This is a genomic window from Pseudomonas sp. GW823-FHT06B06, from assembly GCF_058795195.1.
This window is the reverse complement of sequence record NZ_JBXAHO010000036.1, coordinates 53,075-66,911: the sequence shown is the minus strand read 5'-3', so window position 1 is coordinate 66,911 and position 13,837 is coordinate 53,075. Positions and strand designations below refer to the sequence as shown.

10 protein-coding genes are annotated in these 13,837 nt (G+C 61.0%); 3 read left to right on the top strand and 7 right to left on the bottom strand.

Features of this window, described 5'->3' with window-relative positions; all coding sequences use genetic code 11:
• Positions 1-314 precede the first annotated feature (314 nt).
• From AC1Q8Q_RS25580 to AC1Q8Q_RS25570, 3 genes are all read right to left on the bottom strand, one after another.
• Positions 315-3,989 carry a translocation/assembly module TamB domain-containing protein gene (locus AC1Q8Q_RS25580; RefSeq protein ID WP_492615663.1) on the bottom strand — a complete coding sequence of 1,225 codons (3,675 nt, stop codon included), beginning with the start codon at positions 3,987-3,989 and terminating at the stop codon, positions 315-317.
• The gene (locus AC1Q8Q_RS25575; RefSeq protein WP_083348704.1) at positions 3,986-5,713 is read right to left on the bottom strand and encodes an autotransporter assembly complex protein TamA; all 1,728 of its coding nucleotides are present in this window, start codon (positions 5,711-5,713) and stop codon (positions 3,986-3,988) included. Before AC1Q8Q_RS25575 ends, AC1Q8Q_RS25580 begins: the two co-directional genes overlap by 4 nt.
• Positions 5,714-5,776: 63 nt before the next feature.
• Positions 5,777-6,427 carry a GNAT family N-acetyltransferase gene (locus AC1Q8Q_RS25570; protein WP_020800047.1) on the bottom strand — a complete coding sequence of 217 codons (651 nt, stop codon included), beginning with the start codon at positions 6,425-6,427 and terminating at the stop codon, positions 5,777-5,779.
• Positions 6,428-6,611: 184 nt separating this feature from the next.
• Between AC1Q8Q_RS25570 and xthA the strand changes: the two genes are divergently transcribed.
• Positions 6,612-7,424 (top strand): exodeoxyribonuclease III, encoded by an 813-nt coding sequence (xthA, locus tag AC1Q8Q_RS25565; RefSeq protein WP_020800046.1) that lies wholly within the window; start codon positions 6,612-6,614, stop codon positions 7,422-7,424.
• A gap of 137 nt (positions 7,425-7,561) precedes the next feature.
• Entirely contained in the window at positions 7,562-8,902 is a 1,341-nt protein-coding gene (locus tag AC1Q8Q_RS25560; protein ID WP_492615662.1) for a phosphate ABC transporter substrate-binding/OmpA family protein, read from the top strand.
• Positions 8,903-8,951: 49 nt separating this feature from the next.
• On the opposite strand, the gene AC1Q8Q_RS25555 is transcribed toward AC1Q8Q_RS25560, so the two are convergent.
• Positions 8,952-9,470 carry an ankyrin repeat domain-containing protein gene (locus AC1Q8Q_RS25555; protein WP_020800044.1) on the bottom strand — a complete coding sequence of 173 codons (519 nt, stop codon included), beginning with the start codon at positions 9,468-9,470 and terminating at the stop codon, positions 8,952-8,954.
• A gap of 111 nt (positions 9,471-9,581) precedes the next feature.
• Positions 9,582-11,420 carry a long-chain-acyl-CoA synthetase gene (locus AC1Q8Q_RS25550; protein WP_020800043.1) on the bottom strand — a complete coding sequence of 613 codons (1,839 nt, stop codon included), beginning with the start codon at positions 11,418-11,420 and terminating at the stop codon, positions 9,582-9,584.
• 344 nt (positions 11,421-11,764) lie between these two features.
• Between AC1Q8Q_RS25550 and AC1Q8Q_RS25545 the strand changes: the two genes are divergently transcribed.
• Positions 11,765-12,040, top strand: a complete 276-nt coding sequence (locus AC1Q8Q_RS25545) for a DUF3509 domain-containing protein (protein ID WP_020800042.1) — start codon at positions 11,765-11,767, stop codon at positions 12,038-12,040.
• A gap of 76 nt (positions 12,041-12,116) precedes the next feature.
• Here AC1Q8Q_RS25545 and AC1Q8Q_RS25540 read toward each other — a convergent pair whose 3' ends face one another.
• Positions 12,117-12,659 carry an acireductone dioxygenase gene (locus AC1Q8Q_RS25540; protein ID WP_492615661.1) on the bottom strand — a complete coding sequence of 181 codons (543 nt, stop codon included), beginning with the start codon at positions 12,657-12,659 and terminating at the stop codon, positions 12,117-12,119.
• A 12-nt stretch (positions 12,660-12,671) separates the two neighbouring features.
• Complete coding sequence (locus AC1Q8Q_RS25535; protein ID WP_492615660.1) at positions 12,672-13,832, bottom strand: MFS transporter; 1,161 nt, start codon at positions 13,830-13,832, stop codon at positions 12,672-12,674.
• Positions 13,833-13,837: the final 5 nt, after the last annotated feature.

Sequence of the window (13,837 nt, the reverse complement as noted above, 5' to 3'; positions counted from 1 at the left end):
CCGAGTGGTGGGGCAAAGCCTTTTGCTTCCTTTTTGGTGTTTGAAAAAGGGAGTCGCTGTAAAAGCGAAACCATAAGTGGCCGTTACCGCAGCAATGGATATGTACTCCGACAATAAATCTCACATATAGCTTCCTGTGACGCTTCGCATCACCGTTGCGCACGGCTCAATTAACGCGTCGTCAGTGGAACGCGGAGCGTCCCTGGCGGCATTCCCACGCAGAGCGTGGGAACGATCAAGAGCCAGTTGAGGGCATGCACTCAACCATAGAATTTCCCACAGGGATACGCGCCCTGCAGGAGCCGTCGCACGGATCAGAAATCGCGCTTATAAAAGATATCCAACGAACTGGCCACGCCACCCGCGGCCTCAAGGTAGACCTTCTTGCTCAACTTGTAGCGCAAGGCAATGGTGTTGGCCGGTTCGAACACACCGACGCCATAACGCAGGCTGAGCTTCTCGGAAAGGTTGCCGCTGGCGACCACGCTGGTGGCGTTGCCACTGCCCTCGGTGTCGAGCTGGAAATCCTCGATGCCCAGATTCTTCGCCAGGCCGCCGGTCACCCCGGAGCTGCCCATCAGGCCCAGGCCGAGCGCAGCCTGGGCGAGCATGTTGTTGTCCTCACCGTTGCTGCTCAGTGGACGCCCCAGCACCAGGTAGGACAGCGCCTGTTCCTGGGCCAGGGCCGGTTCCGAGAAAATCTGCGTGGTCGGTTGCTCGGCGCTGCCGCTCAAGCGGATGCCGGCGATCACATCGTCGGTCTGGCGGATCGCCTCGATGTCCAGGTACGGCTGGTCGATCGGACCTGCGAACAGCAACCGCGCCCGACGCACCGTAAGCCGCTGGCCGTAGGCGCGGTAACGGCCGTCGTTGAGCCATAGCTCACCACGGGTGTCCATGTTGTCACCGATGTGCACATGCCCCTGCACATTGGCAGTCAGGCCAAACCCTGCAAAGCTCAGCTTGTCTTCGCCGACCACCACATCGATGTCCATTTTCATCGCCAGGGGTGGTTTGCCCTCTTCGGTCTGCTGCCCGATGATCACCGTGTCATCGGACACCTTGACCGTCGATGGCGGCAATTCTCGAATGGTGATGTCACCCTTGGGCACCCGCACTTTGCCGGCGATGGCCAGTTCATCCCCCTTCATCGAGATTTTCAGGTCCGGGGCCACTTCGACCTTGGCGTAGGGTTCGACGCTGACCGGCAACTGCGAGCCCTTGAGCGCCAGGTCCACCACCAGCGCCTGGCCCCAGGCGACATTGCCATTCAGGCTGCCCTGCCCGGCCTTGCCGCTTTTCCAGTTGCCGTTGAGCTGCACGGATTCGCCCGCGATCAGCGCCTGCAATTGCAACGCTTGAATCTCCATCGGCAACTCGGCGCCGGAAACTTCACCATCGCTGAGCAACAGATTGCCATTGACCTGCGGCGCCAGCAGGCCACCGGAAATCGTGCCGCTGCCATTCAAGCGACCGGACAGCTTCTCGACCATGGGCACAAAGGGTCGCGCCACGGACACGTCCAGGCCATTCAAGCGGAACGTGCCGGTCATTGGCTTGTTCTTCGGCAACGGGTTGATCTGCGCCTGCACCCTCAATTCTCCGAGCTTGCCACCGACAAAATCCAGCTCGGTATCAATGCGCTTGGGCGTCAGCTGGCTGGTGAGTTTCAGCGTCTGGTAGGGGAAGTCCAGCCACTGATCTTTCTCGCGCACGCGCAACGTGCCGCCGCTGGCATCGATACTGATCACACCGTTCGGGCCGCTGGCCGGCAGGTCCAGTTGCACGTCGGCGTTGAGCCGGCCTTGCCATGCGAAATCCTTGGGCAACCACTGGGCGAGGCTGTCGATGGGGAATTGCTTGAGGTGGTAACGCAACTTCGGCTCGGGCATCAGGCGCTGGTCTTCACCGCACAGACTGGCCGGGCCAGATGCCCAGCAATGGGCGCCGAAATTGATTTTGCCGTCCGCCAGCCGTTCCAGTTTCGCCGGCCCCTGCAGCTTCCAGTCCTGGCCACCAGCCTGGATATCGCCGCTGGCCAGGCGTCCGCGCCAGTTGCCTTTGTCCAGTGCACCGTCGAGGCCAAGCGCGAGCTTGAGCTTGGGCCCTTGCAGGTCGAGGCTCAATTTCTGATTCTTGATGTCGCCCTGCCCGCTGGCTGTCAGCGTGCCCAGCGAGGTATCGCCCGCCTGGATGCCGCTGCCCTTGAGGTCGATTTTCGCCCGTTGCGCGCTGTCGAGTGTCGCATCGAGGTTCAGGCTTTGCAGGCGGTTGTCCTGGAAAGCCAATTGCGTGCCTTGCAGCCCGAGCTTGCCTTGCGGCGCCTTGAGCGTGCCGGCGACATCGACCCGGCCATTGATCTGGCCGCGCAATTGCGGCCACAGCTGGGCCAGCCGCGCCAGCTTGATGTCGATCTGCCCGGTGAGTTTCTGCTGCAGGCTGCCCTTGCCGTTGATGCTGTTGTCGCCGAGGCGAATCTGCAGGGCCTTGAGGTTCCATTGCTCGCCACTGCCATCGGCCTTGGCTTGCAGGACGGCTGGCTGCCCACGCAACTTGCCCTTCAGGTCCAGGTCGGCGCTCAGGCTGAGCGTTTCGTTCTTCATCTCGCCTTTGCTGCGCAACGGTCCGGCCAGGGTGCCCGGCAGTTCCGCGACCCAGTACGCCGGGTCGATCGCGGAAAGATCCAGCGCGGTATCCCAGGCGATGCCGTCGGCGAATTGCAGGTTCAGGTGCCCTTCGGCCTTGCCCTGCCCTGCGACGAGCTGGATCTGTTGCAGGTAGATTTTCGTCAGGTCGCCGGCAAACGGGCTGGTCAGGCTGAACGCCCCGGCCGGGCCATCCAGGGTCGCATCGAAGTGCCCCAGGTATTTGCCGTCGGTGTAGGAGACGTCACCGTTGAAGCTGCGCAGGGCCACTTGGGGTTCGTCGATCAGCGGGTAAAGACGGTGCCACGGGAAATCCAGCCAGGCGACTTTGGCATCAGCGCTCAGGCCCTTGCTCCAGTCCAACTGGCCGGTAAGCTTGAGACTTTGCTTGTCGTTGGCGGTCAGGTCCAGCGCGGCGATTTGCGCGCCGTTGGCGTCGACCTTGCCTTGCAGCGCCAGCCCGACCGGACCTTGCTCGGCAGGCAACGTGGCCTTGCCGACTAATTGATAACCGTTTTTCAGGTCACCGGCGCCGGTCAGTTCAAGCTGATTGAGTTGCAGGGTGTCTGGCAAGTCAGCGCTGGGTTTGAAGCCGTCAGCGGAGATACGCAAGGTGGCCGGCAGGTTTTCCACCAAGGGTTGCAGTTGGCCGGTCAGTTGGCCACTGAGATAGCCGCTGCTGTCGGCTTTCAGGTTAAGGGTCTTGAGCAGGTCACCGTCAATCTTCAGCGCCAGCGCCCAGGGTCCGCTGCCGGGTGCGGGCAGGGTGAGCTTGCCCTCGGCCTTGAGCGGCCAGTTGCCGGTCGGTTGCAGCAGGCCAGACAAGTGCAGGCTCAGCTCATCGCGCTGCAATTGCACCGAGTCGATCTGCAAGCCGTTGGCTGTCCAGTGTGCCGCCAGTTGCAAGCCCTTGAGTTGTTCGCTGCCGTTGAACAGCAGACTGCCAACCTGGATATCCCCCAGTTCGAGCGCCAGGGGCAGTTTCAAGTCAGGAAGACTGATCGGCCCACTGCTCTCCTCTTGCGCGTCGGGCGGCAATTGCAGGCTGACCCGATCAGCCTTTAATTGCCCGATGCACAAGGTCATGCGCGTCAGGCACAGCGGCGACCAGGCGAAGATGACCTTATCCAGTTCGACCCGGCTGGTGTCTTGCTGCCACAACACATGATCGGCGCTCCATTGCCCACCCAGGCGACCCTGGAAATTGTCCAGGCTCAAACCTGGCACGAACCCGAGCGCCCAGCGACTGCCCGTCGCCGTGCCCAGCACCGTGGCCACTGTCAAAACCACCAGCATCAGCATCGCCAGAACGGCCAGCAGCGTTATTTTCAAGCCACGCTTCACAGCTCGGGCCCCATGGAAAAGTGCAATCGAATGCCGCCATCGTCGTCCAGCGCATGGGCCAGGTCGAGGCGGATCGGCCCCACCGGAGAGATCCAGCGCACGCCGATGCCGACCCCGGTCTTGAGGTTTGGCAGCTCAAGTGTATTAAAGGAGTTGCCCTGATCGACGAAGGTCGCCACGCGCCATTTTTCCGCAACGGAATACTGGTATTCGGCGCTGGCGGTGACCATGTAGCGCCCACCAATGCGATCACCCTGATTGTTCTCCGGGGACAGGCTTTGATAGTCGTACCCCCGCACGCTCTGATCGCCACCGGCGAAAAAGCGCAATGAAGGCGGGATCGACTTGTAGCCGTTGGTGGCACTGCCGCCGACCTGCACCCGACCGAGCAAGCGGTGCTTGTCGAATACCGTGGTCAGGCCTTTGACCAGCGCGGTGCCGTACAGCAGGTTGTTATCGGACCCCAGCCCTTCCTTGGCGACCTTGCTTTCGAACTGCAGGCGATAACCGTTGTGCGGGTCGATGCGGTTGTCGCTTTTCAGGTACGAGTAGCTCACACCGGGCATCAGTAGCGTACTGAGGCCGGAATCGTCGCCGAGTCGGTATTCCTCGCGCTGCCACTTGAGCGAAACCACCCGTTGCCAGCCGCTGGGCAACTTGCTGTGCCACTCAGGCCCCACAGTCAGCAATTTGCTGAGGCTGTCCTTGTCAGCGATTTCTTCGTTCTGATAACCACCGGCGAAGCGCAGTTTGTCGGTCAGCGGCGGGTCCAGGGGAATGTCGTAGAACACCCCGACGTTTTGCCGCGGCGCCGAGATTTCGGTCTCCCAGCCATAACTGTGACCCTGTGGGTTGACCCAGTGCCGAGTCCAGTTGGCCTTCACCCGCGGGCCGACGTCGGTGGAGTAGCCAAGGCCTAGCCCCATGGTGCGTGGCTTGCGGGTTTCGAGCTTGACGTCCACCGGGATCACTTCGTCCTTGGACGCGGTCGGCGCTGCGTCGACCCGCACGCCTTCGAAATAGCCGCTTGATTGCAGCGCCTGGTTGAGTTCGGCGATCAGTTCGGAGTCATACGGCGTACCCGCCTTGAAGGGCACCATGCGCTGCAGCAGGTCTTCGTCGAACGGTGTGTCGCCTTCGAAACTGACCTTGCCCAGCGAGTAGCGCGGGCCACTGTCGTAGACCAGCTCGATATCGGCCACGCCAGCGCGCGGGTCTACCGACAACTTCTGACGGGTGAAGTGGCCACTGAAAAAGCCATAGCGCGAGGCCTGGTTCTGGATCAGGCGCTTGGCGTCCTCGTACTGTCCGTGGTTGAGGACCGCACCGGTTTGCAGGGCATGGCTCTTGGGCACGCGAAAGGCCTTGAGGCTGGCCGCCGGGCCGTCGACGCGGATCGTGACGTTGCGCAAATGCACCGGCTCGCCGGGCTCGATGGTCAGCACCAGGCGCGGTGTCTTGCCCGCCTTCACTTCGCTGTCGATTTGCGGCTGGTAGTAACCCAAGGCCTGGGCAGCCTTGCGCGCCTGTTCCTCGGCGCCACGACTGAAGCGCAGCAAGGCCTCTTCGTCACGATCGCCGAGACTGCCGATATAGCCCTCTATATTGGCCTTCAGTGCATCGTTGGACGGTTTGATCCGCACATCCAATTCACTTTGCGCCAGCGCCGCGCAGCTGGTAATCAGCATCAGCACGCCACTGGTAATTCTTCCTGGAAACTTCATAGGCGCGGATGCTATCACGAGCGTGGAGCGTGATAGAGCCTGGCGTGCACGGAAAGTTCGACCTCAAGCTGTTGCGGAATGTAATACCTGCGGATTGGCGTGAAAAAACACGTGCTCGCGAATCGGCCCCACGGCCACCTCGCCGATTTCTTCATAGCCCTGGCGCTTATAGAAGTCCAGGTAACGAGGGTTGCCGGTGTCGAGAATCACGCCCTGGGAATTTTCATCCACCGCGCACCAGTTATGCACCGCCTGCAGCAGTTGCTCGCCAAAGTGCTTGCCTTGGAACTGTGGGTGAACCCCCAGCAACGGCAGCACGTGCACCGAGTCGTTCGGCACGCAGGCAGCGACGGCGTCGTGGTACTCAAGGTAGCGGCGGGTGCAGCGAAAACCGGTACTGAGCACCATGCGCAGGCGCCAGGCCCAACTTTCAGTCACACCCAGGCGCCGTTGCGGTGGCGCGATCAGGGCAATGCCGATCAGCCGGTCATTGACCAACAGGCCGATGGCCGGCAACTCCTGGAAAAAATGCTGCTTGACCAACTCGCGCACGGTGGCACGCACCCGTTGTTCATAGCCGGGACGCTCGGCTTCGAACAGATAGCTGAACGTCGGCTCGTGGCGATAGGCCTGGTATAGCAGCGAGCGGGCTTCACGGGAGTAACCACTGTCGAGCATGTGGATATCGGCAATGGCGGTCGAGGTTTCAGGCATGACGGTCGTTCTCCCTGGCGCAGCTCGCACGGCTGCGCTCTTGATGTTACGAGCTCATTTGGGCTGACGCAGTTCCTTGCTGATCGCAAATCAGTGTAGGCAATGAAATCCCGTTCGTCCCACCGCGCACTGGCTCCCGTTGCACATGTCAGCTAGCATCGCCTTTTTGCCAGGACTGCCGAGCATGAAGATCGTCTCCTTCAACATCAACGGGCTGCGCGCTCGCCCGCATCAGCTGGCGGCGCTGATCGAAAAGCATCAGCCCGATGTGATCGGGTTGCAGGAAACCAAGGTCCATGATGATCAGTTTCCACTCGAAGAAATCAAGGCTCTGGGCTACCACGTGTATTTCCATGGGCAGAAGGGTCACTACGGCGTCGCCCTGCTCTCCCGTCAGGAACCACTGGCACTGTACAAGGGCTTTGCCACTGATGAAGACGATGCTCAGCGACGCTTTATCTGGGGCACCTTTGCCGACGCCAATGGCGTGCCCGTGACCATCATGAACGGTTACTTCCCACAAGGAGAAAGCCGCGACCACCCGACCAAGTTCCCGGCCAAGCAGCGCTTCTACAGCGACCTGCAGGCGCTGCTGGAAAGCCAGTTCAAGAACGACCAGCCACTGGTGGTGATGGGCGACGTGAATATTTCCCCGGAAGACTGCGACATCGGCATCGGCCCGGACAACATGAAACGCTGGCTGAAAACCGGTAAGTGCAGCTTCCTGCCGGAAGAGCGCGAGTGGATGCTCAGGCTGAAAAACTGGGGCCTGGTGGACAGCTTCCGCCACCTCAACCCGGATGTTGCCGATCGCTTCAGCTGGTTCGACTACCGCAGCCGCGGCTTTGAAGACGAGCCCAAGCGCGGGCTGCGCATCGACCTGATCCTGGCGTCCCACGGGCTGCTGCCACGGATCAAGGACGCAGGCGTGGACTATGAACTGCGCGGCATGGAAAAACCTTCGGATCACGCGCCGATCTGGTTGGAGTTGAGTTAAAAACCGCTGCCTGTTTGATCGTTCCCACGCTCTGCGTGGGAACGATCAAAGCATGGGTGGCAGACAGAGCTGTCATCTTTCGGAAATCTTTCTGACTTATTCTCCCGGCACTTCCCTTGGTCTTGAAAGGTGCCGGCATGTCGCTACGCGGTTTGCTCCTGTTGATCCTCTGCACCTGGCTGCCGCTGTCGGTGGCGGCCAGCACCTTGCCGATTCCCGGGCAAGGTCCGGTGCTGCGTATCCAGGGCTCCAACACCATTGGCGCGGCACTGGGGCCGGCGCTGGTCGAGGGCCTGATGCGTGAGCAGGGTCTGCTCAAGGTGCACAGCGAACCGACGGACCGGCCCAATGAATCACGTATCGTCGGTGAAACCGAACAAGGCCGCCGGGTTGAAGTGCAACTGGCGGCCCATGGCTCCAGTACCGGATTCAGCGCGTTGAAAGCGGCCAGTGCCGATCTCGCCGCCTCTTCCAGGCCGATCAAGGACAGCGAACTGGTCAACCTGCAACCCTTGGGCGACCTGAAAAGCGCCAACGCCGAACAAGTCATCGCCATCGACGGGCTGGCAATCATCCTCCATCCGCAAAACCCGTTGAACACCCTCGCCACCGAGCAACTGGCGCGCATTTTCAGCGGTGAGGTGAAAACCTGGGAGGAGCTCGGTGGCCACGGCGGGGCCATCCATCTCTATGCGCGCGACGATCAGTCCGGCACCTACGATACGTTCAGGGAACTGGTGCTCAGTGGTCCTGGCAAAACCCTGAGCGGAAGCGCAAAACGATTCGAGTCCAGCGAACAATTGTCCGACGCAGTCAGCCAGGACCCGCACGGCATCGGCTTTATCGGCCTGCCGTACGTGCACTCGGCCAAGGCCGTGGCGATTGCCGACGGCCAGTCCATGGCCATGCTGCCACTCAACAACCTGATTGCCACGGAAGACTACCCGCTGTCCCGACGCTTGTTTTTTTACCTGCCACTCAAGCGCTACAACCCTTGGGCCGAAGCACTGGTGGCCTTCGCGCAAAGTCAGAAAGGCCAGGCGATCGTCGCGGCCAACGGTTTCGTCGCCCAGACGATCCAGGCCATGAGCGTCACGCCGAATGCGTTGATGCCCGAGGGCTACCAGGCACTGAGCCGCCACGCCATGCGCCTGACAGTGAACTTTCGCTTTGAGGAAGGCAGCGCCAGCCTGGACAACAAGGCCCGACAGGACCTGTCACGGGTCCTCGACTATATGAAGCAGCACGAAAAGACCGATCGCCGGGTAACGCTGGTCGGGTTCGGCGATGCCAAGCTCGATCCGGCACGCGCCGACCTGCTGTCCAAGCTGCGGGCCATGGCGGTGCGCCGCGAACTGGTGAAAAGCGGCGTGGTACTGCGGGACATTCGCGGTTTTGGCGCCGAAATGCCGGTGGCGGCCAATAGCGAGGATGAAGGACGGATCAGGAATCGGCGGGTCGAGGTCTGGGTCTACTAAGGCTGCCAGGCCAGGTCCTCGCGCAAATCGAACCTGGCCCGAAACGCCATCAGCCGAGCAATTTCTCCAGTTGCGCCACGGTATCGACGGCGCCCATGGTTTTGGCAGCATCCAGCGCGGTAATGCCATTGGCGTCCTTGGCTTTCGGGTCGGCGCCTTTGCTGATCAGGTAGTCGACGACTTCGACACGGTTGAACATCGCGGCCATCATCAACGCGGTGCGGCCGTCGAATGACGAGCCCTCGACCTGGGCACCGCCTTCGACCAGGGCCTTGATCACGGCCAGGTCGCCCTTGAATGCCGCGCCGGCAATCGGGCTCTGGCCGTTGTCGTTGCGGATTTCCGGATCAGCCTTGTGCTCAAGCAAGACTTTTACCGTGTCCACGTGGCCGTGGTAAGCGGCCAGCATCAGCAAGGTGTCGCCCTTGTGATTGCGCAGGTTCGGCGGCAGGCCCTTGCTCAGCAGCGCAGCCATCATGGCCGCATCACCCTCGCGCGCCTTGTTGAAGACCTGTTCGGCAAACTCGGCGGCTTCTTCGGGGGTCATCTGGCGGCTTTTGTCAGACATTGATCGCTCCACTTTCAGTTTTTCGCAAAGCCGATAGTTTCCCGAGGGTGCTCGCCACTGTCACTTATTTTTTCTGTTGCGCGGCCATAGCCCAATTCAATAACGCTTCTTTCAATAACGATGCTTGCCACCCTGGATGTCCGCCAGCACCTGCCCGGTGACCTGCACATAGGTCTCGGTGCCCGGCAACCAGGCGTAGATCGGGTCATCGCCGGTCCTGCCAGGGTCGAAGGCTTCGTCCTTGAGCCGAGTCTTCTGGTATTTGAAGGTCCCGGTGATTTCCATTTTCACCTTCACCCGCAGGAACAGCGGCACCGCGTAGGCCGGCAGGTGCTGTCGGGCGAACGCCAGCAGCTCGCCGAAGTCCAGGGTTGCCAGGGATTCCGCTGGCGTGATCGCCGCCATCCCGGCCCGGCCATTGGTGTTGCGCACCTCCACGCCATAGGCAACGGCCTCGGAAATGTTCGGGTGCTGCAGCAGGATGTTCTCGACCTCGGTGGTCGACACGTTTTCCCCCTTCCAGCGGTAAGTGTCGCCCAGGCGATCGACAAACTGTGCATGACCGAAACCGATGTTGCGCAACAGGTCGCCGGTGTTGAGGTATCGATCGCCCTTGGCGAACACGTCATGCAGCACGACTTTTTCGGTGTTATGCGGATCGGTGTAACCATCGAGCGGCGCCTTGTCGTCGATCCTGGCCAGCAGCAACCCCTGCCCGCCTTTGCCGACCTTGCGCATGAACCCATTGGCGCCACGGATCGGCACACCGCTGTCGTGGTCATACTCGGCCAGTTCCCAGGACATCAGGGAAAAGCCCACGGTATTGTCGAAATTGAGGATGTTGGTGAAGCCGATGTTGCCGTCACTGGCGGCATACAACTCGCAGATGTGCCCGACCGCGAAGCGCGTCTTGAATTCGCCCCATGCGCCGGGACGCAATCCATTGCCGATCATCTTGGTCACGCCGTGTTTGCCGTCGTCGGCACTGGCAGGCTGGTCGACCAGGTAGCGGCACAGCTCCCCCACGTAGCCCAGGGTGGTCGCCCGGTACTTGCGCACATCGTTCCAGAACTGGCTGGCGCTGAACTTGCGGCGGATGGCAAACCCCGACGCCCCGCTGATGGCCGAGCCCCAACATACGCACAGGCCGGTGGCGTGATACAGCGGTAACGTGCAGTAGACGATGTCTTCAGGGTGCATATCCAATGCGATCATGCCGAAGCTTGCGCAACTGCGCATCCAGCGCCCGTGCTTGAAAACCCCGGCCTTGGGCAGCCCGGTGGTGCCCGAGGTATAGATGTAGAAACAAGGATCGTCGAAAAAGATCTGCTGGCTACTGGCGGGATTGTCGCTGCAGGCATCGACGCTGGCTGTCATCAGGTTGACGAACCCGTCGGGCGCGATGCCGGGATGGCTGTAGGTGTCCTGGTCGGCGACGAACCAGGTACGCGCCATCTCGATCGGCACCCGCTCTCGGACCGCCAGGTAGGCCGGCACCAGTTCCGCACCGACAACAATGGCCGCCGGTGTCACCAGGTGCAGGCTATGGACCAGGGCATCGCGGGTTTGCGAGGTATTGAGCAAAGCACTGATGGCACCGACCTTGGCCACCGCCAGGATGGTCACTAGCAATTCCGGGCGGTTCTCGATGAAGACCGCCACCACGTCACCCTTGCCAATGCCTTGGGCAATCAGGTGGTGGGCGATGCGATTGGCCCAACGGTTGACCTGGGCATATGTCAGCTGCACCTCGCCGTACAGCAAGGCCGGGCCTTCGGGGTTACGCAGGGTAGCCTGCTCGAAGCTCCAGCCCAGGCCACACGCTTGGGTCGGATCCTTGACGTTGGCGACCTTCATGCCCTTGACCACGCGAGGAATCGCTTTGGCAATGGAAGGCAGCTTGCGGAGCATCATGCCCCAGGTGATCGTGTCGTGCTGCGTGCGGCTCATGGCTGATCCCGTTGGCTCTTCTTATTGTCGGGCGGCATTGATTGACCCCGAAAATACGTCAACGGTTCTGCGGCTGTACACGCGGTTTTTGAAATGTTTTGTATCCGCGACACCCACGTTTGAAATCGTGAGCGCGCATAAGGCAAATGGTTCCATTGAAGCGCCGACGACCACGCAAAATGCAGGATGCACGATAGCCATTCATGCAGATTGCACGAAACCAAAAATCATCATCTTTTATATGTCATTGTTTTATATGATTATTTTAGAAAGCGACATACTGGCACAATCACTGCAACAGTCTCCCCATGCTTGCCATTCAAGAGCTAACGGAGCTGACAGACATGAGCCTCATCCAAGAAAAATTTTCCTCCTTGTTCTCCAACTTCGACGTCACCACCCAGGACCGTCCTGATGGCGGCATCCTGCTGACCCTGCGCTGCGAGGGTAGGGAATTCAAACGCTCGATCTCCTACCAGCAACTGCACAATGGCGATCAACTTTCGTGGGTCATCAGCGCCATTCGCCGCGACCTGGCCGAACAGGCTAGCGAGTTGCCACAAATCTCCCTGCTGCAAAGCCAGCAGCGCTTTGCCCTGCCGACCTATCATTCGCTGTAAGGTCGCGCCGCGGTAAACCAACAGGCCGTGCAAGCTTTCGCTTCACGGCCTGAGTTGTGTGGGCAGCCAACAGCTTTCAATCATCCATTCGCGGAAATCGCCCCGCGTTGTCGACGTCGGTGAAATTGGCCACCCAGGGTTGGCTGCTGGACAGACGAATCGCCACCACATAGGGCTGTTCGCCGATGTCCAGCCACTGCCGGGTGCCGGCCGGCAGCACAATCAGGTCGCCTTTCTCGCACAGCACGGCGTAGACATAGTCGTCGATGTATACAGACAACAATGCACTACCCGCGCTGAACAGCATGACTTCGGTTTCGTCCTGGCGGTGCTCGGCGAAGAAACTCGCGTGTATCGACTCTTTTCGCGGGTGATCGCGGTCGAGGCTGATCACATCGATCGCGCGCAGCCCGTGTTGGGTCATCAGTGTATCGATGGGCGCCTGGCAGGCGCTGATGACATCTTCGTGGCTGGCACCGGGGCGGATTTTCGCCGTGGCTTGCCAATGGTCGAAGCGTACGCCTTGCTCGGCGAGGGTCGAGGCAATGTCTTCGAAATGAGTCAGCACCTTGTTGGGTACGTCGGGACTGGAAACGTGATAAACGGACAGGCTGCTCATCAGGACAACTCCTTAAGGGTTCAAGAGGGAACGCGTGTCCTCTTGCATTCGTGTGGCAATGATAACGGCTGCGGCCAACGCGGCGAGGCTGGCAATACTAAAGGTTAAGGGGGCGCCAAGGGCCGCCCAGCTGTAACCGGAATACAGCGCGCCCATTGCGCCACCGGTGCCGGCCAGTGCGGCATAGAGCGCCTGGCCCTGCCCTTGCTGGCGTGGGCCGAAGCTGCGCTGCACGAACTGGATGGCCGCGGCGTGAAAGCTGCCGAACGTCGCCGCGTGCAGCACTTGGGCAAACAACAGCACCCAGAGAAATTCGGCCAGCGAACCGAGCAATAGCCAACGCAACGCCGCCAGCAGAAAACTCGCCAGCAGCACGCGCCGTACCGAGAAACGCGCAAGAATGCGGCTCATCGCCATGAACATCAGCACTTCAGCGACCACGCCGACGGCCCAGAGCATGCCGATCACGCCCCGGCTGTAGCCCAGTCGTTCGAGGTGTAGCGTGAGAAAAGTGTAATAGGGCCCGTGGCTCATCTGCATCAACGCTACGCAGGCGTAAAACGCCAACACCCCGGGGCTGCGCAGTTGCGCGAGGAAACCGTCGCCGCTCAATCGCTCGCCCTGGACCGGCTGGGCGTTCGGCACCCACAGGCTGCTGAGCACGATCCCGGCCATGACCAGCACCAGCGCCGCCGGGTAAATGTCCAGGCTGAGCCATTCGAACAAGCGCCCCAGCGCGACCACGGTAATGATGAAACCAACCGAGCCCCACAGGCGAATCTGGCTGTAGCGGGAGGTCTGGCCTTGCAGGTGCGCTAGCGTGATGACTTCGAACTGCGGCAGCACCGCGTGCCAGAAGAACGCGTGCAAGGCCATGACCATCGCCAGCCAGGCGTAAGTCTGGCTGACGAAAATCAGCGAAAACGTCAGCAACGTGCACACGGCGCCGAAGCGCACGATGGCCAGGCGCCGCCCGGTGTAGTCGCCGAGCCAGCCCCAGATGTTCGGCGCTACGCAACGCATCAGCATCGGGATGGCCACCAGTTCGCCGATGCGCGCCGCGGAGAATCCCAGGTGATCGAAGTACAGCGCCAGAAAAGGCGCTGTCGAACCGAGCAGGGCGAAGTAAAACAGATAGAAGCTGGACAGCCGCCAGTACGGGAGCGCCGTCACCGCTG